Below are 24,978 nucleotides of genomic sequence, written 5' to 3'. Positions count from 1 at the left end.
CCTTGGTAAGTATTATTTTATTTTTATCTAATGCCTCAGCTCAATATTTTCCGAATGATGGGGGTATTAGGAATAGACAGCAATGGGGTTTACACAACGATGCAAATATTGGAGATATTAATGCACCAGAGGCATGGGATTTATTTAAAGGAAGCAGTTCTGTAAAAATATGGATAACAGATTCTGGTGTGCTAATTGACCCCGTAACAGATCGGTTTAATATTGCAAGTAGCCATCCTGATTTAATTGGAAGAGTTGTTCTTCGCACTAATTGGCGTGATGCCGGTGGACATGGAACTGGAGTTGCTGGAATAATTGGTGCCGTTACCAATAATAATTATGGGATAGCGGGTATCGACCATGCATGCCTTATTTATCAAGATGTTGGTGGACCAGCAAGTTTAATTGCTGCTTCAGATAATAATGCGGATGTTATAAACATGAGTTGGGTTTGGGAACCAACTGCAGAACTTATAAATTCAGTTGCTCATGCTTATAATAATAATTCTTTGTTAGTTGCATGCATGTATAATGGGGATCCTGGAACCGGGAATATATATTATCCTGCAGCTTTAAAAGGTGTTATGGCTGTTGGAGCAACGGATAAATTTGGGCAAAGATCAAGTTTTTCAAATTATGGTGATCATATTAGTGTTGTTGCACCAGGTGGATCACAATTAGGTGATTTAGAAAACGAAAATATATATACTACCTCTGTAATATATAAAGTTGAAAGGGTCACCAAAACTGAAGGGTATGATGAAATAAAAACATATACACCAACTTTTAGGTGGTTGGGTGGCACATCATTTTCGGCGCCATTTGTGACCGGTTTGGCTTCTTTGGTAAAAGGCTATGCTCTGAGTAAAGGAATTTCACTAGATAATGATGACATAAGAAAAATAATTGAATTATCTTCTTCTAATGGCTATTGGGCAGACAGATATACAGGATTTGGTCGTATAAATGCACGAAAAGCATTAGATTATTTGAATGCCCCTTGGCAAATAAATAAAAACAGCACAACAACAAGCGTAATTGTTTCCAGTGAATCTTATAGTGCTGTTGTGCCCGGCCTTGGCTTTATATATGGTACTGGACAAGGGTCTTTAGTAGGGGTTCGTCAGAAGCTTAATGCAAAAATACCTTTAACCAGATATTATACGACAACTCCAAGGGTTTGGACCAGAGGAGCACAGTCAAAGGGTTGGACCAACGACCCCGCAATGAGTGGAATAAAAAATGATTGTGAATCTGTCTCTTTATATAAAAATGCTGATAATGTGTGGATTTGTGAAACACAAAACTATATTTATTATAATATACTTAATAATTCTTGGTATCCTTGCGTTAAAGAGCAAGCACGGTTTTCCTGTACAGCGCTTGGTGTACCACAACCACCACAGATGGCGGGAGTTTCTTTAAGACAAGCTACAACAACCAAAGCGGTGCCTGGCACAAACTACAACCTTTGGTTCAACTGGGCTTATGCTTACGGTTGCCCAACATTAGAAAGATACGAAGTTCAATATTATACCGATGCGGTCCCTGGCTGGCGAATACTAAAAAGCGATGTAAGCCCCAACGCCACCGGTTGGACTATTTATGATTTTGGCAGTGTAACGTCCAGGATTTACCTGCAAATGCGGGCGATACATAACGACGGGTATGTGACACCCTGGTCAAATACCATTTATATTGACCCGCCAAATCAGGACGATCCCATCGTTGCTGAAAGCAATACCGCGGAAGGCACGGCCTTCTCGAATGGTAAAAAGATAGTGGTTGATACCGACGGCAAATTACATACGGTATATGTTTCCGGGGAAACTGTTTACTATACATCTTCGCTGGATGAAGGTGAAACCTGGGTTGCTCCGGTTGCCGTTGGATCGGGTAAACATCCAGCCATTGAATTAACCACCGACAATCAGCCCACAGTTTGCTGGAATAATGGCAACTGTCTTTACAGCATCAAAATGACTAACGGTGTATTTGAAGAACCGCAACTCATTTACACCGGCCCCGAAGGTTCTGAGATATCCTATCTTTCATATGTTCTGGATCAAAACTCTAATAATTCGTATTTGGGCTGGGTGGACGAAGGGGCTTCTGGTTCTTCGGTGTTGATTTCCACTTATAATCCTTCTACTTCTGGTACTTTAGCGCCAACACCAATAGATCAGGGTGGAACAACGGCCTTCAAGTCGCCATCATTAGCCTTGGACAAAGCTGGAAACTTGAAAATTGCTTGGAGCCATACCGGCAAGGTGTATTACAAAGACGGTAATGAGTTTGTCGAGATGGGCGATAATGGAATTCACCCCATAGTTGACACTTATGGTGATAAGACCACTGTTGTTTGGCAGGAAGAGATAGCACCGGATATCTATCAAATCGTCAAGAAAACAAAGGGGGTAAACGGCTGGTCGGATAAACAAATTATATCTTGTCCAGATGGGCAGAATGCCGATTTCCCTGTAGTGGTTGCCGGCGGGCAGTACGTTTACAGCAAGAATGTGAAAGACAGCGATTACGACCTTATCTACAACTGCGAATACGATAATGGCTGGCTGATGGGCACCCAGAACCTTTCAGGGGCGCAGGGCGGCATTTCCCGGTACCCGTCAATTGCCTTTAAGCAGGAATGGCCCAAGTCCAAGTTGTATGTTCTTTGGACCGAGGAAATGCCGACTGTAAAAACCGGTTCCAAGGCCATAGCTTCTTATATAAAGTCATATACCATGACGGTTGACCCTGTGCCCAGCAATTACATTGACGTGGGAACAGAGGAATATAACAGCTATAATATTCAGAAAAAGGGCACATATTATTACGGGCCACAGCCGGAATATACCATTGACTACCATTCGTCTGAACTGAAATATAGCATACAGAACTTAGACCCGGCCAAGAAATACCGAATAAAGGTCGTCTATTACCAGGAAACGGATGCTAACATAAAACAAACCCTAACGGTGGATAAAACCTTCAATAACAAGACCACCATTAAACCCAAAACGGTAGTTACCGAAGAACATTGGTTGCCCGCTGTTTGCGTTAAGGACGGACAAATAGAAATAAGCATTGCCAAAAATGCGGGCGAATATGCAGTTTGTTCTGTGATTGCCTTGTATGAGTATGACCGGGATTGTGACGGGAAATCTACGGAAGACATTTCCGGAAGCAATAGCAAATCAACAGCGGCCTATAGCTACGAATTGATGCAAAACTACCCCAATCCCAACACCGGGAAAACAGCCATTAAATACCAATTGGCCCAGTCGGGCAAGGTCAGCCTGAAGATCTACAACACCCTGGGGCAGGTGGTAAAAACTTTAGTTTCCCAGGAACAGCCTGCGGGCATCTATAATGCAATCTGGGATGGCCGGGATAATACCGGCAAAGCCGCGGCAAACGGTGTTTATTTTTACCGACTGGAATCAGGCAGTTTTAAAGCAACCAGGAAGATGGTGGTTTTGAAGTAAACCTAGTGATAGTTTTTAAAAGGGCGGCGGGGATGCCGCCCTTTTAATTTTTTAAGGCCTTGGCCTGCAAATTCTAAGGGAATTTATTGTTGACAATCTCCATTAAGTTGTGATATGATATTTTGTTAAGTATGTTTAAAAGGAGAATATAATGGCCGAAGCCCAAGGAGCTTTCGAAAGAAATCTGGCCGCCGGGGAAGTCCTCTTTAAGGAGGGCGACAAAGGCGAGGAGATGTACCTGATAAAATCCGGCAAGGTGGAGATATCCAACAATGCCGGAGGGGTCAAAAAGGTCCTGGCCGAATTGTCGGAGGGATCATTCCTGGGCGAGATGGCCATAGTGGATGACGCTCCGCGCTCGGCTGCCGCCACCGCCCTGAGCGAGGTGTCCCTGTTGATACTGGACCGGGCGGCCTTCAAGGCCCAGCTTCAGGAGAATCCCATGGTGGAATACCTAATCTCCAGCTTAGTCAAGCGCCTGCGGGAGACCAATGAGCAGGTGAAGATCCTGTTGCAGAAGGACGATGTCTGCCGGGTGGCGGCCTCGCTGCTGGCCATGGGCCGGGAGAAGGGCGCCCCGGATGGATCCGGCGTTTTCATAAAGGGCAGTTACACCCCGGAGGGGCTGGCCAAGCAGGTGGGGGTAAGCATCCCCAAGGCCAAGGATATTCTGGAGAAGATGCAGGCCTCCTCGCTGATAGCATTTGCGGCCGAAGGGATAAAGATACCCTCCATGCCGGACCTGGAGGAATACTGGCGCTACGCCACCCTCAAGGAGAAGTTCAAAGAGGTTTAGGTTTTTTAACCGCAGAGGCGCGGAGAGCGCAGAGATTTTTGTCACCCTGAGGTTTCTCCCGGTCAGACAGGATGAATGGGGGACGATAAAACCGTTTAAAGCACAAAGCGCACAAAGAAAAAATTACGGTAGGGGCGGATTGTGATCCGCCCAGGCTTCACCGCTCGGCAAGGCAGGTCATTCCCGGCTTGCCTCGATACTGCCGGTTGTCGAGTAACTTTAAGGTGTATCGAGACAACGGCAACTCGGCAAGCAAACATTTTTATAATTTCAATAATCAGATAGAGCGAAGATGCGATTTCCCAAGGGCAGGTCAAGCCTCCAGAACGCCAAACTTGAATTCGTCCACCTGGACAACATTTTGGCCGACAATAAAAAAGAACGGGCCAGCAAGATCTCCGGATACCTGGAGATCGTCTACCCCGATATGGTGCAGCTGCTGTACCTTAAAAAGGGCGAGCCGGTAAACGCCGGGCACTTTTCCCGCACCGAGCGCAAGCAGATATCCATCTCCGAGGTGATAGAGAAGGCCAAGAAATCCAGCACCGGCACGGTCTCCATCTACGAGACCCCGGAGGAGCTGGTGGACATGATGCTGGCCACCTTCAGCATTAAGCCGGTGTTCAAAAACCTGGACCTGTCCAATGTGGAACCCGACAAGCTGTTCGAGAAGCTGACCTCGGTCAAGTTCGATGGCTTCATGGAGATCAAGCGCGGGGTGGACATCTCCTACGTCCGCTTCAAGGAGGGGGCGCCGACCTCCGGCTATTTCACCTGGAAGGTGGAGGGCATTGCGCCAGACCTGCTGAAGGCGGCCCTGAAAGCCGCGGCCACCGCCCCCGGTGCGGTGATCGTGGACGCCTACGACAAGCTGCCGGTGCTGGCCGAGCATGCCAGCCCCGCCCAGATAGAGCTGTTCGTCAAGGCCATGAACAAGCTGATGGCCGAACTCAAGAATATTGCCGGTCCCACCCTGGTCAGCAAAACCATCGCCTCCTCAAAGGAAGCGGCCTCGGGGCACTATCCCTTTCTCAAGGAATTTGAGTTCAACGACGAGATCAAGAGTCAGGGCAAGATCGTGACCACCTCCGAGGAACTGGGCAAGGGTTTTGCCGAATGGATGGATAATTTCGTGGACGCCTTCCGGATCGTGCTGGGCAAGCGCTTAGACGGGATCGTGCAGATTGCTCTGAAAGATTTCCGGTTCGCCCTCAAGGCATCCAGCTTCGGACGGTACTCCAAGCTCAAGGATCTGCTCTAACAAATATTTTAACGGTTGGCAGGAAAGCATGCCGGGAATATTATATTTAGTGGCCACCCCCATCGGCAACCTGGAGGACATCACCTTAAGGGCGCTGAAGATCCTCAAGGAGGTACAGTTGATCGCGGCCGAGGATACCCGTCACACCGGCCTGCTGCTGAAGCACTACGGGATAAGCACCCCGTTGAGCTCTTTCTACTCTTACAACCAGAAAGGGAAAGCCCCGGAGCTGATTCGCCGGATACAGGAAGGGGTCAATATGGCCCTGGTGTCCGACGCCGGGACGCCCGGCATCTCCGATCCGGCGGTGGCCCTGGTGACCCAGGCGGTGGCGGCCGGCATCAAGGTGGTCCCCATTCCCGGGCCGACCGCATTGATCTCCGCCCTGATAGCTTCCGGCTTAGACACCAGCCAGTTCGTCTTCACCGGGTTTCTTCCGGTCAAGCCGGGCCGCCGGGCCAAGGCCCTGGAGCAGCTGGAGCAGGAATCCCGGACTATCGTGATCTACGAATCACCCCACCGCATCAGCCGCACTTTGCAGGAACTGGCTGATGTTTTTAAATCCCGGCCGGCGGCGGTGTGCCGGGAGATCACCAAAATGTTCGAGGAGTTCGAACGGGGCACCCTGCCCGAGCTGGCGGAAAAGTATCTGACCAAGAAGCCCAAGGGCGAGTTTGTAATAGTTATTGCCGGAAAGGTAGGATGAAAAATGTTTCCTGAATGGCTCAATAAGGGTTTTGTCAATCTGTTCAACCCGGTGATCAATTTTTTTGTGTGGACCAAAGTCAAGCCCAACTGGCTGACTACCGCCGGATTTTTGTTCGGGCTGGGCTCCGGCCTGCTGTTTGCCACAGGTCATTTCTTCTGGGGCGGAATAGTGGCGTTACTGTCGGCCATCTGCGACGCCATCGACGGTTCTCTGGCCCGGCGCTCGGGCAACACTACCAAGTTCGGGATGTTCTACGACTCGGTGCTGGACCGCTACTCCGAGCTGGCCATGTTCATCGGGCTGTCGTACTACTATGCCGGCAGCGATATGTGGCGGCTGGTCATCCTGACCGACCTGGCGCTGGCCGGCTCGCTGATGGTCAGCTACGCCCGGGCCCGGGCCGAGGGGCTGGGCGAGGACTGCAAGGTGGGAATCATGGAGCGGCCGGAGCGGATAGCGGTGATCATCACCGCCTCGGTGTTCACCGGGATCTTCGACCAGCACTGGATATTCGAGATCGCCCTTTGGGTGCTGGCGGTATTCACCAACGTCACCGCGGTGCAGAGGATCCTGCACATCCGCAAGAAAACCAAGGGCCAGGGGATCCCGTCATAAGAGATAAGAAAACTTAATAAGAAAAAATAAAATTTAGCGTCAGGAAAGGACCACATGGCAAAGAAAATCATCAAAAAAACCGTCAAGCCGGCCGTCAAAAGTTCCGGCCAGCGCAAAGTAAGGGTGGCCATCATCGGGGTGGGCAACTGCGCCTCCTCCTTCGTTCAGGGCATCCATTATTACCGCAACGCCAAGCCGGGCGACAAGGTCCCCGGTCTGATGCACGTCAACCTGGGCGGATACCATATATCGGACATCGAGTTCTCGGCCGCCATCGACATCGACAAGAACAAGGTGGGCAAGGACCTGGCTACCGCCATCTACACCAAACCCAATAACACCTATAAATTTTGCAAGGTGCCCAAGAGCGGGATCACCGTTCAGCGCGGCATGCTGCACGACGGCCTGGGCAAGTATCTCTCCCAGATCATACAGAAGGCCCCGGGCTCCACGGTGGACATCGTCAAGCTGCTGCAGGACACCAAGACAGACGTGGTGGTCAGCTACCTGCCGGTGGGCTCGGAGATGGCCACCAAATGGTATGTGGAGCAGATACTGGAGGCCAAGTGCGCCTTCGTCAACTGCATTCCGGTGTTCATCGCCCGCGAGCAGTACTGGTCCAACCGCTTCAAGAAGGCCGGGGTGCCCTGCATCGGCGATGACATCAAGTCCCAGGTGGGCGCCACCATCACCCATCGCGTCCTGACCCGCTTGTTCATGGACCGGGGGGTCAAACTGCAGAAGACCTATCAGCTGAATTTCGGCGGCAACACCGACTTTTTAAATATGCTGGAGCGGGAGCGCCTGGAGTCCAAGAAGATCTCCAAGACCAACGCCGTCACCTCCATGCTGGATTACAAGATGGATCCCGACGACATTCACGTGGGGCCGTCGGATTACGTGCCCTGGCTGCTGGATAGGAAATTCTGCCACATCAAGATGGAGGGCCAGACCTTCGGGGATGTGCCGCTGAACCTGGACATGAAATTAGAAGTGTGGGATTCGCCCAACTCGGCCGGGGTGGTGATAGACGCGGTGCGCTGCGCCAAGCTGGCTCTGGACCACAAGCTGTCCGGAACCATGCTGGAGCCTTCCAGCTATTTCATGAAATCACCCATGGTGCAGGTGCATGACGACCAGGCCCACCGGGACGTGGAAGAGTTTATTAAGAAATTGGGAAGAAAATAACTGATGCCGAAGAAAATTCGAAATTCGAAATTCGAAATTCGAAATTCTTGCGGGCTGTTTATCTCTTTCGAGGGCATTGAGGGCTGCGGGAAAAGCACCCAGGCCAAACTATTGGAGAGCTGGCTCAAGGCCCAGGACTTTAAGGTAGTGCTGACCAGGGAACCCGGCGGCCCTTCTATTTCCGAGAAGATCAGGCGGATCCTTTTAGACAACAGGAACAAGGGGATGTCCGACCTCACCGAACTGTTGTTGCTGCAGGCCTCCCGGGTCCAGCACCTGGCCCAGGTGATAGTCCCTGCCCTGAAGGCGGGCAAGGTGGTTATCTGTGACCGTTTTGCCGATTCCTCCACCGCCTACCAGGGATACGGCCGGGGCATGGACCTGAAGATGGTTAATGCGCTCAACCAAATCGCGGTCGACGGATTCTGGCCCATGCTGACGTTGGTGCTGGACCTGCCGGTGGAGAAAGGCTTTTCCAGGGCCAAGGGCCGGCGCCGCAGTCTGGACCGGATGGAGACCCAGGCTTTAAAATTCCACAAAAAGGTCAGGCAAGGTTTTAAGACCATTGCCCAAGCGGATCCCCAACGGGTCAAAATTTTAGATGGCAGCCAGCCGCCGGATGTGATCCACGCCGCGGTGCGGCAACTGGCGCTGAGCGTCATGAAAAAAAGATAATGAAAGAATATTTATTATGGAAGACGGTATTCAGAAAGGCAGGTTCATTATGATCACCAGGCGTAAATTCGCTTTGATAGTGTCGGCCATCGTGCTGTTCAGCGTGCTGGCCGGCGGGACCATCGGCCTGCTGGCCCAGAGCCGCACTTTTGACCAGATCAATTTCCAGCTTCGGATATTCTCCACCGCCTTTAAACAGGTGCTGGACCGCTACGTTACCGCCCCCGATCCCCAGAAGCTGATCTACGGCGCCATCAAAGGCATGATGGAGACCCTGGACCCGCACTCGGTGTTCATGGATGCCAAATCTTTCCGGGATCTGAAATCCAGCACCCAGGGGGCTTTTGGCGGGCTGGGCATCCAGATAGGCGTCCGGGACGAGGTGCTGACGGTGATCGCTCCCATGGCCGGGACCCCGGCCTCGCGGATGGGCATCCAGGCCGGCGACCGGATAGTCAAGATTGAAGGGAAATCCACCAAGGGGATCACTACTGACGAGGCGGTGGGCAAACTGCGGGGCGAGCCCGGCAGCAACGTCACCATTACCATCGAGCGCGAGGGGGTCAACGAACTGATGGATTACGCCATCACCCGGGCCCTGATCGAGATAGAGAGCATACCGTACTATGGCTTCATTGCCGACAAGATCGGCTACATCTGGCTGGCCAATTTCTCCCAGAAATCCGGCCCGGATTTGACCCGGGCCCTGCAGGACCTGGAAAAACAGGGGATGAAACAGCTGATATTAGACCTGCGCAGCAATCCCGGAGGACTATTGCACGAAGCGGTGGAGGTCTCCAGCAACTTTTTGGATAACGGCTCATTGGTGGTCTTCACCAGGGGGCGGCTAAAGGAGGCTGACCAGGATTACAAGGCTTCAGGAAAGGTGCTGTTCGGGCCCAAGAATGGTCCGGTGGTGGTGCTGATAAACCAGGGTTCGGCCTCGGCCTCGGAGATAGTGGCCGGCGCATTACAAGATTGGGATCGGGCATTGGTGCTGGGGCAGACCAGTTTCGGCAAGGGCTCGGTGCAGAACGTGATGCCATTGGGCGATTCCATAGCCATCAAGCTGACCACTGCCAAGTATTATACCCCGTCCGGGCGGTGCATCCACCGGGACAACAGCGCCTGGCAGTCCGGAGATCTGGACAGTCTGGAGGAAGATTCCACCGCGACCCAGGAGGTCCATACCACCTTGGGCGGCCTCAAGCGCAAGGTCTACGGCGGCGGCGGCATCACTCCGGACATCAAGGTGGACCTGCCCCGCTTGACCCGCTTCCAGATGGACCTGGAACGCAAAACCATCTTCTTCAAATTCGCCATTAAATATTCCGTGGGTAACAGCGACCTGTCAAAAGATTTCACGGTCAATGAGGCTATGGTGGAGGAGTTCATCAAACTGCTGAAGGAAGATAAAATAGAATACACTCCCGAAGAATACAAGGAAAGCAAGGATTATATCAAACAGGGGATCAAGCGGGAGATGCTTTCCAAGCTGTACGGCGACAAGGCCCGGACGGCCTACCTGCTGGAGAGCGATGCCCAGGCCCAGAAAGCAGTGGAGCTGCTGCAGAAGAACAAGGATCTTACCAAACTGCTCAAAGAGGGGCAGAACGGAAAGTAATGTCATCCCGAGGACACATCGGAGCAATGCAGGTTGAGGGATGAAATTAGTTATTGGTAATTAGTTAATCGTGGGTTTTCCCTTGCCACCAAGCATGCACTGAGCAATGCCGAAGTGACACCAAGATATTTAATCTTTTTTATTGTCATCCCGAGATGACGTCTGTGCCTAACTGTCTGAGGGATGAAAAATGGGCACCAGTTTCGCCTATGCTTTTATAATTGGCATCTTCCCCGCCTGCCTTTTTGTAAGCCATCTTGGCGGGCAGGAAGAGCAAAAGCTTTAGTGCAGACACCAATTGCCCGGCAAGTATAGCTTCTTAAGGGTGACAGATTCCGGCAAAGAAAAAAGAAAATATTTAAAAGGAAAAAATGAAAGACGGTAAAAGAGTAATCCTGTTCAACATGGCACTAATGTTAATCTGCCAATTGGCATTCGCCCAAAAGGCCAAGACCACAAAGCCCGACACCACAATAATAAACCTGCAGCAAAGGATGGAATCCCTGACATTTCAGGTGAACGCCCTGGGCCAGGAGCTCAGCGCCGCCAAGGACCAATTGAACAAACAGGGGCAAACCCCGTTCCAGGCAGTGGAAGAAAAGGTTTCCGCAACCGACGACAAGCTGGCCGGGATGGAGGAGAGGATGCTGTCCGCCGAAAGCGATATCGGGGGGTTGAAAAAACTCAAGGTTTCCGGCTATATTCAGACCCGGTTCGAGTATATCAACCACGACAGGATAGACAGCGCCGCTAATTCGGTTGACACCAGGTCCGACTCCAGCTGGTTCTACGTCCGCCGCGGCCGGATTAAATTCGTATACACTCCTTCGGCCACTTCACAATATTGCATTTGTCCTGACTTCTCCAAGGATAAGGTCAGCCTTAAGGAAGCCTGGATCACCCTGAAGGAACCATGGACTCCGATGGGGTTCAGCCTGACCATGGGTCAGATGAACTGGCCGTTCGGGGTGGAGATCGAAAGGTCCTCCTCGGTGCGCGAGGTGCCTGAGAGAAGCGTCATGTCCAACAAGCTGTTCAAGGGCGAGCGGGACCGCGGGGTCAAGCTCAATTTTGCCCCCATCAACAAAATGAGCGTCGATCTAGGCGTCTACAATGGCTACGGCATAGACAACTCGGTCTTCACCTGGAACGACCCCACCAAGCCCAAGGATTTCATCGGACGCATCAAATACGATTTCGGCTTGGTGGCGCTGACCGGGTCATATTATGAGGGATTTGAGAAGACCTCTACCACCTCGGATAACTTTTACAAGAACCGTATGGGCGGCTCCTTCGAGATGTATAACCAGTTCCTGCCCATCGGTAGAACGGCGGTGCTGGCCGAGGCCATCACAGGGGTCTCCCAAACCAAGGAGGTCTTCGGTTATTATGCCATGCTGGTCCAGAACATCGGAAACAAACTGGGCGTAGCACTACGGATCGACAGCTACGATCCAAACACTTCGTCGGATACCACCAAGTATGCCTGCACCGCCAACGATCTCGCTTTCGATCAGACCTCCAACATCTCGGCGGCGGTCAACTACTGGTGGGATGATGCCGTCAGGCTGACTCTGGCCCTGGACCGGACGCTTTATCATACCGATATGGCGCTGGGTTTGCATCCCAAGTACAACACCTGCCAGGACGACAAGATCACCCTGCAGATGCAGATCAAATTCTAAATAACAAATTATAAGGAGATGTTCAGATGAATAAAAAAATGATTGTTTCAATAGCGTTGTTGGCTTCGGTATCAGTTTTTGGATGCGGCAAAAAGAGGGAGGCCGTCATCATGGCCGGCTCCACCGCCTTTCAGCCCTTTGCCGAGAAACTGGCCGACCAGTTCATGACTCAAAATCCCGGCATCAACGTGACGGTGCAGGGCGGCGGCTCGGCGGTGGGCATCCAATCGGCCCTGTCCGGGACCGCCCAGATAGGGATGGCCGACCTGGTGGAGCTGCCGGAAGAGGCCAAAAATCTCACAGCCACCAAAGTGGCCCGGGACGGCATCGCCATCGTGGTCAATCCCGGCAACAAGATAGAGGGGCTTACCCTGCAGCAGGTGCGGGAGATATTCAACGGGGCTATAAATAACTGGAAACAGGTAGGCGGAGAGGATCGGCCGATCACGGTGGTATCCCGCGAGGCTGGCTCCGGCACCAGGACCTCCTTCGAACAGATAGTGGGCGAGATCTCGCTGATCAAGGAAGCCCTGATTCAGGACTCCAACGGAACCATCCGGGAGACGGTAGCCAACGATGTCAATGCGGTGGGCTACCTGTCGCACGGGTTGATCAACGAAAAGATCAAGCCGGTCAAATTGGACGGGGTGGAGTGCACCACCGAGGAGATCATGAGCGGAAAGTATAAATTGGTCCGCCCGGTTTTTCTGTTGACCATGGAACAACCCCAAGGGGCGATCAAGCAGGTGATAGATTACATGCTGTCGGCGGAGGGCCAGGAGACCATCAAGAGCAGCGGCCTGATACCGGTCAAATAGAGTTTTTATTTCATCACAGCCCTTTCTGTTCGGGCAGACCCCACCCACACTCCCTCCCCGTAACGGAGAGGGAAGCCGTCAGGCAGGGAGAGGTCAAAGACCCGCCGGGGGCACAGGGCTTAACGTCAATCAAATTGAATATGCAACTTAAATTATTCTGCTGAATATAGTATGCGCTTAGATGCGCTTATCGCTTTTGGTTTATTGTTCGCAGTAAACCGCAACTGCGCCCCCGGACCCCATTGACTCATTGATACCAACATAACTTAACCTGTAAGGATTTACAGGTTAAGCCGGGTGTTAGGGGATGGCTACGATCAGCGTTGCTGGTGCAAACGCTTAAATAATGATAAAATCAGCGTTTTGAAAACCAGAGTATTCTCAATTATGTTAGTTTGCCGTCCCCTAAAACTTCCGACCCCACCCTACCCTCCCCGGATCGGGGAGGGAAAAAGGGAGAGGTGTTATAAGAGAAAGCGGGGAGGTCATTTTAGTGGGGTAAAATAAGAACAAAGGGCAAGGGCCATGTTGCGTAATAAAGAAAAATGATTGGCATGAGTGTAAACATTAATCTGAATATTTCATGAAATTCTTAGGCGAGAAGGGCGTTCGGAGAGTGTTGGCGGGGATAGCTTTTTCGGCTATCTCGGCCCTGCTCTTGATTGCCCTTTTTATCATTAAAGAGGGGCTGCCGTTCATCATCAGCTACGGGCCGCTAAAATTCCTGTTTTCCTCCGACTGGCAGCCCCAGGACGGGAAGTTCGGCATCTGGCCCATGATCGTGGCCTCCATCTGGGTGACCCTGGGGGCCATGCTGGTGGGAGCCCCGCTGGGGGTGGCCTGCGCCGTCTACCTCACCGAGTTCGTGCCGCGCCGGGTGATGGGGGTCATCAAGCCCACCATCGAACTGCTGGCCGGCATTCCCTCGGTGGTCTACGGGTTCATGGGGGTGATGGTGCTGGCTCCGCTGATCCGCTCCCACCTGGGCGGGCCGGGGCTGTCGGTGCTGGCCGGGGCCATCATCCTGGGCATCATGATCCTGCCCACCATCATCAGCATCTCCATCGATTCCATCCAGTCGGTGCCCAACTCCTACCGGGAGGGCTCGCTGGCCCTTGGCGCCACCCACTGGCAGACCACTTATATGGTGACGGTGCCGGCCGCCAAATCAGGCATCATAGCGGCCATCATACTGGGGATGGGACGGGCCATCGGCGAGACCATGGCGGTGATCATGGTGGCCGGCAATGCGGTCAAGATCCCCATATCGGCCCTGGATTCCGTCCGCACCCTGACCGCCAACATCGCCCTGGAGATGGGCTACGCCACCGGGCAGCACCGCCAAGCGCTGTTTGCCACCGGAGTGGTGCTACTGGTGATAATCATGATTCTGAACTCCCTGGCCGGAATGGCCATCAGAAAAAAGGCGGGCAAGAGATGAGAATACCGCCCAGATACACCCAGATCGCCGCCCAGCTGGTGATGGGCCTGGCAACCCTGGCCACCTTGGCCATACTAGTGTTCATCATCCTGTTCGTGCTACAGAAAGGCCTTCCGGCGGTGGGCTTCAAATTCCTGCTCACCAATCCCCAGGATATGGGAAAGGCCGGCGGCATCTTCCCGGTGGTCATCGGGACCATCCTGTTAACCGTGGTGGCCATAGCCATCGCCACGCCCCTGGGGGTGGGCACAGCCATCTATCTTACCGAATATACCAGGGAGAGCCGGGCCACCAGGATCATTCGTTTCGGGGCCGACTGCCTGGCCGGGATCCCCTCCATCATCTTCGGCCTGTTCGGCTTCATCTTCTTTGTCACCATCCTGCAGATGGGCTGGTCCATCCTGTCCGGCGGGCTGACCCTGGCCTTCATGATATTGCCCACCATCATTCGGACCTCGGAGGAGGCCATCAAATCGGTGCCCAATTCCTTCCGCGAGGTTTCCTTCTCGCTGGGGGCCACCCGCTGGGAGACCGTCCAGAAGGTGGTGCTGCCCAGTGCCCTGCCGGGCATCGTCACCGGGGTGATGCTGGGGGTGGGGCGCTCGATAGGAGAGACCGCCGCGGTGATCTTCACCGCCGGCTCATCATTGCGGATGCCCACCTCGCTGATGGATTCGGCCCGGACCATGTCAGTGCATTTCTATATCCTGGCCCGGGAGGGGATCTCCACCGAGAACGCCTACGGCACCGCGGCCATTCTGGTGATAACCATTTTGCTGATAAACCTGACGGCCTACGGGCTGATGAACCGGTTCGTGGCCAAGAATAACTGATAGCATGATGAGCAACGCAATAAAAATATCTGCCAAGGAACTCAAGGCCTTCTACGGGCCGGAGCAATTGCTGATGTCCCTCAATATGGACATCCCGGCCCGGCAGATCCTGGGCATCATCGGGCCGGCCGGCTCGGGCAAAACCACCTTCCTGCGCAGCCTGAACCGGCTTAACGATCTGGTACACGGATTCCGGATAGAGGGCAGCATCCTATTGGACGGCCAGGACATCTATCACCCCAATTTCGATGTGGTGGCGCTTCGTAAAAGGGTGGGGATGCTGTTCGCCCTGCCGGTGCCCCTGCCCAAGAGCATCTACGAGAATGTGGTCTACGGCCCCAGGCTGTCGGGAATCGGCGACCGGAAAAAACTCGATCAGCTGGTGGAGGCCAGCCTGAAATCAGCCTTCATCTGGGACGAGGTCAAGGACCGCCTCAATTCCCCGGCCATGCGCCTGTCCGGAGGACAGCAGCAGCGGCTGTGTCTGGCCAGGATCCTGGCCCAGGAGCCGGAGGTGATCCTGCTGGACGAACCATGTTCCGGGCTGGACCCCATCTCCACCGCTAAGATCGAGGAGGCCCTGACCATCCTCAAGGAGAAGTACACCATCATCCTGGTTACCAACAATACCAAGCAGGCGGCCCGGGTGGCCGACCAGACGGCATTCTTCCTGATGGGTTCGCTTATCGAATTCGGGCCGACCAAAGACCTGTTCACTGTGCCCAAGGACAAAAGGACCAGCGATTATATCACCGGCCGTTTCGGCTGAGACAGCACCATGTTAATTTAATCCAATTAAGGAAATCAAAGCCCAAGATAATATTTTTCTGCCCTTTCTGTCCGGGCAGAAAGGGCGAAAGACCCGCCGGGGGCACAGGGCTTAACGATTAATAGACAGCCTTAAGAGATAACAAGGTTTTGATGAAAAAGGCACACGCTATGAAGTACTGATCGGTTATGTAATGTTTGGTGCTTTAATCGCACTGTGCCCCCGGACCCCATTTGAACGCTTGATAACCACTTTACTTAACCTGTAAGTATTACAGGTTAAGCCGGGTCTTAAAACTTCCGACCTCACCCTTCCCTCTCCTAATGCTTTAGGAGAGGGGTAGGGGAGAGGTGTTATAAGAGAAAGCGGGGGTGTTCCCTTTTGTTAGTACAGCAGAACAATATAATGAACATATCTTTCTGTTGAGCTTGGTGAATTGTCAGGACTGATTATTAGGATATTGCAGAAATAAAAAGTATAATGAATAACAAGATAGAAATAAAAAAGCTCAACCTGCATTACGGCAAGTTCCAGGCGCTGAAAGCGGTGGACATGCCGGTCGGAGAAAATTCCATCACCGCCCTGATCGGGCCCTCGGGCTGCGGCAAGTCCACCCTGCTGCGTTGCCTCAACCGGATGAACGACCTGATCGCCGGGGTCAAAATAGACGGCCGGGTGCTGCTGGACGGCGCCAATATCTACTCCTACGGCATCGATGTACCGGAGCTGCGGAAAAGAGTGGGAATGGTATTCCAGAGGCCCAACCCCTTCCCTCTCTCGGTCTACGACAATGTGGCCTACGGGCTGAAGGTGGCCGGGATCAGGGACAAAGGCCGGATCTCTGAGACGGTGGAGCGCAGCCTGAAGGGAGCCTGGCTGTGGGAAAATCTGAAAGACAGGCTGGACACTCCGGCCCTGGAACTGCCGCTGGACCAGCAACAGCGTTTGTGCATCGCCCGCCTGTTGGCTGTTGAGCCGGAGGTGATCTTGATGGACGAGCCCTGTTCGGCCCTGGACCCCATCGCCACCATGAAGGTGGAGGAGCTGATGCTGGAGCTGTGCAAGCGATACACCATCGTCATCGTCACCCATAACATGCAGCAGGCGGCCCGGGTCTCGGAATACTCCGGTTATATGCTGCTGGGCGACATGGTGGAGTTTGACCTGACGGCCAACATCTTCACCAACCCCAGGGAGGCCCGCACCCAGGATTATATCACCGGCCGCTATGGTTGAATTCTTTCAGACAGGATTGACATGATCCGGCCGGATGCATTGACAATGATATTTGAACCGCTAAGACGCAAAGCATGCCCTGAGCCTGGTCGAAGGGAGCGCAAAGGTCAATCCACGTTATTTCTTTAATACTTTTCTACTTAAAACGGGCAAGTTATTTTTCCGAGAATACCCATAATCGTTAAAATCAGGGAGCGCCAATGGAAAGACATTTCGATACCGAACTGGACCAGTTGAAACAACAATTGCTGAAGATGGGGGCCCTGGCCGAGGCCATGATAGACAGCGCGGTCACGGCCCTGGTGGAAAGAAACACCGGCCAGCTGGATCAGATATATGAGCAGGAGAAGGAGGTCAATAGTCTTCAGGTGAGCATAGACGAGGACTGCTTAAGGCTGACCGCCCTGTACCAGCCGGCTGCCGGGGACCTGCGTTTCCTGCTGGGAGCCTCCAAGATCAACACCGAGCTGGAGCGGCTGGGAGACCAGGCTATAAACATCTGCGAGATGGTCAATAAACTTCTTCAAGAGCCGCAACTCAAGCCGCTGATAGACATCCCCAAAATGGTGGCCATCGCCACCGACATGGTCCGGGACAGCCTGAACGCCTTTGTGGAGCGCGACGTCAGCAAGGCCAAGGCGGTGCTGATGCAGGACGACCAGCTGGACGATCTGAAGGACAAGATAGTGGCCGAGCTGACCGAATTCATGACCAAGGATTCCGGCTCGATCAGCCGGGCCATACAGCTTATTTTAGTGACCCGCAGTTTGGAACGAATCGGCGACCACGCCACCAACATCGCCGAGGACGTGATCTTTGTGGTGCAGGGCAGGGATATCCGGCATAACATACAGGATCTTTGATCGTAAGCAAAAGATGTTATCATAATGGCCAAGACCATTATAATTGACGGCTACAATCTGGCCTTCGCCTCCGACCGGATACGCCCGGCCCTACTCAAGGACAAGCAAAAGGGCCGGGAGCTTTTAGTAGAGCTTTTAGCAGGATACAAAAAAACTTTTGGCTATGATATCACGGTGGTGTTCGACGGGGCCGACGGTCATACGGACAAATGTTCCGCCAAACGGGGAATCAGGATCGTATTCTCCCGGCCTCCCCAGAATGCCGACCAGGTGATAAAGAACAAAGTTGAGATCCAGAAAAAAAGCAAAACCATCACGGTGGTCACGTCGGACCGGGGGATTGTGAATTACGTGAAAGGCCGGCGGGTGGAGACGGTCGGCTCCAAAACCTTTCTGGACCGGATGGAGCAGGAGCTGGCCCGGCGGGGTGCAGATAAGGAGAAGCCCGGAAGGATAGATGTGAAAGAGTGGATGGAGTATTTTGGGTTCAAAGAGAAGGAATGAAAACAAGCCGATCGACCGGTCGGCTTATATTTTCAATATTGAGTCATACTGAATTTCAAGACGCACTACTAAGAGGGATCAATGCTGGCGCCGCTATTCATCCTGAAAAAGACCAGGGGCAAAGGGCACGGCCTTTTTGCCAAAAAGGATATTCCCCGGGGAACAGTGGTATTCTATGAATGCTCTCAATGCACGGTTATCCCTAGGGCCAAATTCGAAAAGATGAGCAAAGCCCAAAAGGAAAAACTGCTATTTCATGCCTACACCCGCCGGGACGGCTCGGTGATCAATCCCTGCGGTAATTCCGTTTACATGAACCATTCCTGCGATCCCAATATCCTGGATACCGGAAAGGGGTTCGACGTGGTGGTCCGGGACATCAAAAAAGGCCAGGAGGCCACCTACGATTACCGGGTATTCTATGATAAGGATTGGGGCTTTGAATGTCATTGCGGCAGCCAAAACTGCTGCGGGACATTCACCTGCCGCCGGCCACTGGCTCCGGGGGTAAGGTCATTCTGGCGGAGATTGATCGATCCGGCCCTGAGGCGGACGCCCAAAGTACCTCAGCCACTCAAAGAGCAATATCTGAAGGAATTTCCCAGCAAAGGCCGGTATTTCAGATAGGCATATCCAGACAGAGAATTGATTTTATGCTTGACTTTACCATGGGTTTAAGTTACATTTATTGCAAAGAGTTATCTGCCGGGATGCTCACAAAGCTCCGGCGGATGATTTTTATAAGTGATTTTAATAATCATGTTATAGGAGTTCTGGGATGAAACTAAAGGTCCTGGGAGCTTCGGGATCAAAACTGCCCGGTTTCGGTTTGACCAGCTTTCTGCTGGACAAGAACATCCTGATAGACACCGGAGCGGCTGCCTCCATGCTGGACTTCGACGAGCAGCTGAGGCTGGATGCGGTCCTGTTGTCGCACATCCACATCGACCACAGCCTGGGGCTTTTACTGATGGCCGATAATCTGGTGGGCAGCCTCAACAAATCCATCCAGATCATGAGCATCCCTGAAGTGCTGGATGGCCTCAAGGAGCATTTGTTCAACAATCAGGTATGGCCGGACTTCACCTCCATTCCCAACAGCAAGGACGCCATCTTCAAGCTAAAGCCCATGGCCGAGGGAAAGCCGGTGAAGCTGGGCAAGTACACTATCCGGGCCATCCGGGTCAGCCACTCGGTGCCGACGGTGGGCTTCATTATCAGCGACGGCAAGAGCTCCCTGCTGTATACCGCCGACACCCGGGCCACCGAAAAGATCTGGAAGGAGGCCAAGAAGATCAGGGGCCTTAAGGGGGTGCTGATAGAGACCTCGTTCCCCAACCGGCTTCACGGGCTGGCCGACCTGTCGGGCCATCTTACGCCGCACGCCCTGCTGCAGGAGATAAACAAATCGGGGCTGAAGGTGCCGTTCTATGTCTTCCATATCAAAGCCATGTTCGTGGAGGAGGTGCAGAAGGAGATCGCCCGGCTGAAGAACTCGCAGATCCGGCTGGCCATGGAAGGCGCCACCTATAATTTTTAGGATCCGACAATATCGCGTTTAGCAAGCCGGAACAATAGACGATGTTTTATTTTCCGGCTTTGCCTTTGTATCTTTGTAGAGAGGTTTTTATATTGAGAAAATTATTGATCATATTGATGATCCTTTCGGCCGGCTGCGCCAAGCGCCAGATGCTCAGCCCGGAGCAGGCGCAATTGACGGTGATGGACCAGGTGATGCAGGCTGCCATGCTGGAGCAGGATGGCCAAAGCAGACAGGCCATCAAACTTTACAAGAGCTCCTTAAGGCTGGATAAGGGGTCGGCCCTGCTCAATCTGCTGATCTCCCAGAACTACTACCAGCTGGGCAACGACACCCTGGCGATCCTTTATGCCCGCCGGGCGGTCAGATTGGAGCCGGGAAACCCCGATAACCGCCTGATGCTGGGCAACGCCTATATGATGGCCCGGGAGCTGGAGCTCTCCCTGGAACAGTACCGGGCGGCGGTCAAACTAAAGCCGGACAATCCCGATATCTCGATCACCACCGCCGGGCTTTACGAGGCCCTGGGCCGCCGCGATTCGGCCATCACCGTTATGGAAAACATAGTCCGGCAGACCAGCGATCCGAACATAGCGATGCAGCTGGGCTCGATGCTGATGCGCGATAAGCAGAGCGAACCGGCCAAAGAGATCTACCGGCAGATAATAGGCCGGGACTCTTCCAATATCAGGGCTTGGATATCGCTGGCAGCCATCTATGAGGTGGGCCAGCAGCCGGATTCGGCCCTGTATTTTTACGGCACCGCCGCCCGGCTGGATCCCGAAAATCTTAGCATCCAAAAACATATCTTCAACCTGCTGCTGTCCCTAAACCAGTATCAGTGGGCGGCCCGCCAGGCCATGATCATTCTGGAGAGGGAGCCGGGGAATGCCGGTCTTCGTTTGCAGCTGGCCCGGCTGTTCTACCACCAGCAGGCTTTCCAGCCGGCCAAGGAGCAATTTCTGGCTGTCCTGGAGAGCGACAGCAATAACACCGAGGCGCTGTATACCGTGGCCCGGATAAGCTTTCAGCAAAAGGATTACCCTCCGGCGCTACGGTATTTCCAGAGGACCATTGGCTTGCTGCCAAAAATGGCCGAAGGTTGGGTTGCCTTGGGCAATTGTTTTTTGGCCCTGGGTCAGCCGGATTCCGCCGCTGCCTCGTACCGGAACGCCCGACGTTACGGTCTGAAACAGGATCTGGACCAGCTGATGGGCGCCGGGTATTCCCTGTCCGAAAAGTACCGGGAGGCCATTCCATTCTTTCAGAATCAGTACAGAAAGGAACCCAAGGACCCCGATCTGATGTTCGGCCTGGCGGTGGCCTATGAACGCAGCGGGGGCTTTGATAACGCAGTAACAATGTTCAAAAAGCTGCTGGAGCTGAATCCCAAGAGTGCCATCGTGCTGAATTATCTGGGCTATATGTATGCCGACAAGGGAATCAACCTGGAGGAAGCCAAAGATCTGATCGCCAAAGCCCTGGAGGCCGAGCCGGAAAATGCCTTTTATATTGACAGCATGGGATGGGTGTTTTATAAAATGGATCGTTTCGAGGAGGCCAAAGAGAGCCTAGAGAAGGCGGTCGGCCTCCTGCCCAAGGATGCTACTTTAAGGGACCATCTGGGCGACGTCTACCTATCGCTCAATTTAAAACAGCAAGCCATTGAGCAATGGCAGAAGTCCCTGGAGCTCGATCCAGGCAAGGAAAAGATACAGGAAAAGATAGATGCAGCTAGATAAAAATAAATTATTGGGACCTCTGCGATACCAACCACTGAAACACGGAACCACAAAGAAAGGGCTTTAGTTCTGATTTTTTCTATGTTTACTATTTCAAAATTTCAATGTTTCCGGAGTAAAAAACATTCTTACGGAAACCGCTTATTTTTAAAATCCCAGATCATAGCGATTGCAGCGCTTTGCTTCTTGATGGCCGGGTGTGCTCATGTCAAAAGGGCGGAAAAACAGGATCCGGAAGACATTTGGAACAGGGCCTGGTCGTCATTCAAGACAGAGGACCAGCCATTCTCGGCCCAGGGAAAGATAACCTACGATTCGCCCAAGCTGACCCAGTCCCTGAACTTCGTCTGGCGCCAGGAGGGCAGCCGGCATATCAGGATAGACATCTCCGGATTTTTTGGAATCGGCCTGGCCTCGGCCTGCATTTCCGGGGAAACCGCTTGGCTGAATGTTCCCCTTAAATCTCTGTATATCAACGGCACCATATCGGGCGTCGATTCGATGGCGGAAAAAGCGGCCGGGATCGGAATCGAACGACTTTTGGAGGTCATGCAGGGCCGGCCGCCGCTGGAGACTGGCCAGTATTCCATAGCCCAGGATGCCGATAAGTTCTTTCTTTTTATCTTTACCAAAAGAGATACCAACATAACATACCGGCTGGATCAGCAGAACGCGCGGATCGTGGATTATAAACGGGATATCGCGGGAAAGCCGGAATACAGCATCAGCTATGGCGACTGGAGGCCGTTCAACAACAGTTTTCGGCCGCATGCGGTGGAGGTGTTTTCCTACCGGGACCAGACCGGTCTTAGAATAAAGTTCTCATCCATGGCCGCAGAGCAGGCGTTTACCAATGATGTTTGGGAACAGCCGATGCCCCGAAGAGTTTCCGGCGATGAGTGAGAAGGCCAATAAACACGGAGCCATCATATTCTATAGCGACCAGGTGATACCGGAGAATGAAAGGCTGGACAGGCGGTTTCTGGAGATGGTGAACAAAGACCGGCTGAAGCTGGCCTACATTCCCTCGGCCTCGGACGGTACCCGGAGATATTATCGCGAGAAATGCGAGTATTATAAAAGGTACGGCATAGAGGATCTTTTATATTTCGATCTGAACAAGGAATACGATTCGGCCCTGACGGATGAACTACTGGCTTGCGATGCCATACATCTGTCGGGAGGGGATCCATTCCAGTTTCTGGGCTCCATCCGTAAAAGAAAGTTCGGGCCGGTGCTGAAAAAATATCTGAATGATGGAGGGATACTCCTGGGCATCAGCGCCGGGGCCATAGTGCTTACGCCCAGCATCAACATCTCGCATGTCTTCTATAAATCACGGACGGACCAGCATCACGCCGTTGGCCTGGTGGATTTTCATTTCCTGCCGCACTGGAATCAGCGGGAGGATAGGTTGGAGGACGTCAAGCGGTTCTCAATCGAGAACAAGGCCACGGTTTACGCCTGCCGGGACGGGGACGGGATGGTGGTCCGGGACGGCAAGGTAGAATTGGTGGGAGATGTGGTGAGGATAGAGAAGGGACTGATTAAATAATATTAAAAGGTTTTATACAATGAGACACTTTGTAATTATTATTTCATTGATCTGCGTTACTTCTTGCATTCAAAGAACAATGCCTTCAGATAAATTAAATGGAGCCTGGTTAAATAAGGATTTGATAGATATATTATATAGCACCCGCTCTACTTATGAAGCAACAAAAACCACTAAAATCTCAAATATTGAAATAATAAATGGTGGTATAAATGGACTTAACAAATTTCATGATTCTTTCGGTAATGATATTGAAGAACTATGTTTAACAAATAAACCATATGTATATACAATACAAGGAAAAACAAATGATACGGTATACATCTTAGATAAAGACAGCTGCAATAAAATTATGTTTTCATTCTATGATCATAATATTTTTATAAGGTTAAATGAACCCATTGATGAATTTATAAATAAAATTGTTATAGCTGGTAAGTATAATGACAAATCTGGCAACGTTTATTATTTTGAGCCGGATGGCAGCACCAATTGGCCAACCCAAGGCTATAAATATGAAATAATCAAAGATTTTTGGCCAATTGAAAAAGATTGTATTATATTCAGCGATACTTTGAATAACAGAGATAAGTATTATGGTTATAGCTGGAAAGGTAATGTATTAAGATTTCATAATGAAATTGATTATCCTGAAGATACCGCTGACGACTATAAAGACTTTAAAACAGAACCTTTTGTTGAATTAGTAGAGATAAAACCATGAATTGTATCATCATCTATTCCACCTTTCCTTCCCGGGAGCTGGCCGAGAAAACGGCCCGCACCATGCTGGAGGAGCAGTTGGTGGCCGGGGCCAATATCGTCCAGGCCGAGTCTCTTTTCCGCTGGCAGGGCAAGATCGAACAACGCGCCGAATGGGCGGTATTCTTCCAGGCCGAGCGGAATTTCTACAAACGGATAGAATCACGCATCAAACAGTTGCACTCCGACAAGGTTCCCCAGATCGTAATGTGGAAGATGAAGGACGGATACGTTCCGTTCCTTAACTGGGTAATCGACGAGACCAGCCGCCCGGTGCTCAAAAGGGAGCGAAGGGAAAATGGTAAAGAATATCGCAAGAAGAAGGCCGAATTGTTAAAGGGAAAGAAAAAAGATGGAACAACAAGCTGAGCCTGCCATTTTTAGCGAAGAGCAGTATTTTACCCAGCCCTGGCTCTGGTTAATAATCGTATTGATGACGGCTGCGGTCCTCCTTCCTTTAGGTGCTGTCATTTTAAATCCGGACCAAACTGTTAACTTTAGAACAGGAAACGGTTTTAGCGTGTTGATCGCCCCTGCGATCTGTATGGGAATAATAATTTTGTTTGCAAAGCTTAAGCTTATCACCATCGTCAAGAGCCTTGGAATATCAGTGCAATTCAAACCTTTCCACCGTCAGCAGCTATTCTTTGATTTCAGGGACATTAAAGAATACACCACACGCACCTATCGGCCGATAATAGAATACGGTGGATGGGGGGTCAAGCGGGGTATCGGGGGGCTGGCCTACAATGTTTCAGGGAATCAGGGGTTGCAATTGGTTCTTAACGATGGCAGAAAAATATTGATAGGGACCCAGAAGCCGGAGCAACTCATTAACGCAATTAACTCAGCGGGGAAAATTAAAAGGATATAA

At 52.0% G+C, this 24,978-nt stretch carries 24 protein-coding genes; all 24 read left to right on the top strand.

The window, feature by feature from the left end:
• The coding region (locus tag KJ869_06445) for a S8 family serine peptidase (GenBank protein ID MBU1576832.1) at window positions 1-3,488 on the top strand (3,488 nt) is incomplete at its 5' end.
• A gap of 151 nt (window positions 3,489-3,639) precedes the next feature.
• Window positions 3,640-4,284 carry a Crp/Fnr family transcriptional regulator gene (locus KJ869_06440; protein ID MBU1576831.1) on the top strand — a complete coding sequence of 215 codons (645 nt, stop codon included), beginning with the start codon at window positions 3,640-3,642 and terminating at the stop codon, window positions 4,282-4,284.
• Window positions 4,285-4,576: 292 nt separating this feature from the next.
• Complete coding sequence (locus KJ869_06435; GenBank protein ID MBU1576830.1) at window positions 4,577-5,545, top strand: hypothetical protein; 969 nt, start codon at window positions 4,577-4,579, stop codon at window positions 5,543-5,545.
• Between the two features lie 28 nt (window positions 5,546-5,573).
• Window positions 5,574-6,251, top strand: coding sequence for a 16S rRNA (cytidine(1402)-2'-O)-methyltransferase (gene rsmI, locus KJ869_06430; GenBank protein MBU1576829.1), 678 nt, complete (start codon window positions 5,574-5,576; stop codon window positions 6,249-6,251).
• 3 nt (window positions 6,252-6,254) lie between these two features.
• A complete protein-coding gene (locus tag KJ869_06425) occupies window positions 6,255-6,869 on the top strand; it encodes a CDP-alcohol phosphatidyltransferase family protein (protein MBU1576828.1) in 615 nt (204 codons plus the stop codon).
• A gap of 54 nt (window positions 6,870-6,923) precedes the next feature.
• The gene (locus KJ869_06420; protein MBU1576827.1) at window positions 6,924-8,057 is read left to right on the top strand and encodes an inositol-3-phosphate synthase; all 1,134 of its coding nucleotides are present in this window, start codon (window positions 6,924-6,926) and stop codon (window positions 8,055-8,057) included.
• Between the two features lie 3 nt (window positions 8,058-8,060).
• On the top strand, window positions 8,061-8,732 hold the full coding sequence (gene tmk / locus KJ869_06415; GenBank protein ID MBU1576826.1) for a dTMP kinase: 672 nt from the start codon (window positions 8,061-8,063) through the stop codon (window positions 8,730-8,732).
• Window positions 8,733-8,748: 16 nt separating this feature from the next.
• Window positions 8,749-10,356, top strand: a complete 1,608-nt coding sequence (locus KJ869_06410) for a S41 family peptidase (GenBank protein MBU1576825.1) — start codon at window positions 8,749-8,751, stop codon at window positions 10,354-10,356.
• A 371-nt stretch (window positions 10,357-10,727) separates the two neighbouring features.
• Window positions 10,728-12,041 (top strand): hypothetical protein, encoded by a 1,314-nt coding sequence (locus KJ869_06405; protein MBU1576824.1) that lies wholly within the window; start codon window positions 10,728-10,730, stop codon window positions 12,039-12,041.
• 26 nt (window positions 12,042-12,067) lie between these two features.
• Complete coding sequence (locus tag KJ869_06400; GenBank protein MBU1576823.1) at window positions 12,068-12,859, top strand: phosphate ABC transporter substrate-binding protein; 792 nt, start codon at window positions 12,068-12,070, stop codon at window positions 12,857-12,859.
• 583 nt (window positions 12,860-13,442) lie between these two features.
• Window positions 13,443-14,300 carry a phosphate ABC transporter permease subunit PstC gene (pstC, locus tag KJ869_06395; GenBank protein MBU1576822.1) on the top strand — a complete coding sequence of 286 codons (858 nt, stop codon included), beginning with the start codon at window positions 13,443-13,445 and terminating at the stop codon, window positions 14,298-14,300.
• Entirely contained in the window at window positions 14,297-15,133 is an 837-nt protein-coding gene (gene pstA, locus KJ869_06390; protein ID MBU1576821.1) for a phosphate ABC transporter permease PstA, read from the top strand. Before pstC ends, pstA begins: the two co-directional genes overlap by 4 nt.
• A 7-nt stretch (window positions 15,134-15,140) precedes the next feature.
• The gene (gene pstB, locus KJ869_06385) at window positions 15,141-15,902 is read left to right on the top strand and encodes a phosphate ABC transporter ATP-binding protein (protein ID MBU1576820.1); all 762 of its coding nucleotides are present in this window, start codon (window positions 15,141-15,143) and stop codon (window positions 15,900-15,902) included.
• A gap of 480 nt (window positions 15,903-16,382) precedes the next feature.
• Window positions 16,383-17,138 carry a phosphate ABC transporter ATP-binding protein gene (gene pstB, locus KJ869_06380; protein ID MBU1576819.1) on the top strand — a complete coding sequence of 252 codons (756 nt, stop codon included), beginning with the start codon at window positions 16,383-16,385 and terminating at the stop codon, window positions 17,136-17,138.
• Window positions 17,139-17,338: 200 nt separating this feature from the next.
• Window positions 17,339-18,001, top strand: coding sequence for a phosphate signaling complex protein PhoU (gene phoU, locus KJ869_06375; GenBank protein MBU1576818.1), 663 nt, complete (start codon window positions 17,339-17,341; stop codon window positions 17,999-18,001).
• Window positions 18,002-18,025: 24 nt separating this feature from the next.
• Window positions 18,026-18,505 carry an NYN domain-containing protein gene (locus tag KJ869_06370; GenBank protein ID MBU1576817.1) on the top strand — a complete coding sequence of 160 codons (480 nt, stop codon included), beginning with the start codon at window positions 18,026-18,028 and terminating at the stop codon, window positions 18,503-18,505.
• 81 nt (window positions 18,506-18,586) lie between these two features.
• Window positions 18,587-19,132 (top strand): SET domain-containing protein-lysine N-methyltransferase, encoded by a 546-nt coding sequence (locus tag KJ869_06365; protein MBU1576816.1) that lies wholly within the window; start codon window positions 18,587-18,589, stop codon window positions 19,130-19,132.
• A gap of 151 nt (window positions 19,133-19,283) precedes the next feature.
• Window positions 19,284-20,045: a 3',5'-cyclic-nucleotide phosphodiesterase gene (locus tag KJ869_06360; protein ID MBU1576815.1), complete on the top strand. Its 762-nt coding sequence runs from the start codon at window positions 19,284-19,286 to the stop codon at window positions 20,043-20,045.
• A 92-nt stretch (window positions 20,046-20,137) separates the two neighbouring features.
• On the top strand, window positions 20,138-21,787 hold the full coding sequence (locus tag KJ869_06355; protein MBU1576814.1) for a tetratricopeptide repeat protein: 1,650 nt from the start codon (window positions 20,138-20,140) through the stop codon (window positions 21,785-21,787).
• A gap of 189 nt (window positions 21,788-21,976) precedes the next feature.
• On the top strand, window positions 21,977-22,690 hold the full coding sequence (locus KJ869_06350; GenBank protein MBU1576813.1) for a DUF4292 domain-containing protein: 714 nt from the start codon (window positions 21,977-21,979) through the stop codon (window positions 22,688-22,690).
• Window positions 22,683-23,342, top strand: a complete 660-nt coding sequence (locus tag KJ869_06345) for a Type 1 glutamine amidotransferase-like domain-containing protein (protein MBU1576812.1) — start codon at window positions 22,683-22,685, stop codon at window positions 23,340-23,342. The genes KJ869_06350 and KJ869_06345 overlap by 8 nt, the downstream gene beginning before the upstream one ends.
• A 79-nt stretch (window positions 23,343-23,421) precedes the next feature.
• Window positions 23,422-24,066, top strand: coding sequence for a hypothetical protein (locus KJ869_06340; GenBank protein MBU1576811.1), 645 nt, complete (start codon window positions 23,422-23,424; stop codon window positions 24,064-24,066).
• Window positions 24,063-24,473, top strand: coding sequence for a divalent-cation tolerance protein CutA (locus tag KJ869_06335; GenBank protein ID MBU1576810.1), 411 nt, complete (start codon window positions 24,063-24,065; stop codon window positions 24,471-24,473). Before KJ869_06340 ends, KJ869_06335 begins: the two co-directional genes overlap by 4 nt.
• Complete coding sequence (locus KJ869_06330) at window positions 24,457-24,978, top strand: hypothetical protein (protein ID MBU1576809.1); 522 nt, start codon at window positions 24,457-24,459, stop codon at window positions 24,976-24,978. Before KJ869_06335 ends, KJ869_06330 begins: the two co-directional genes overlap by 17 nt.

The organism is Candidatus Edwardsbacteria bacterium, assembly GCA_018821925.1.
Lineage (GTDB): Bacteria > Edwardsbacteria > AC1 > AC1 > EtOH8 > UBA2226.
This window is presented reverse-complemented; position numbering and strand designations above follow the sequence as displayed.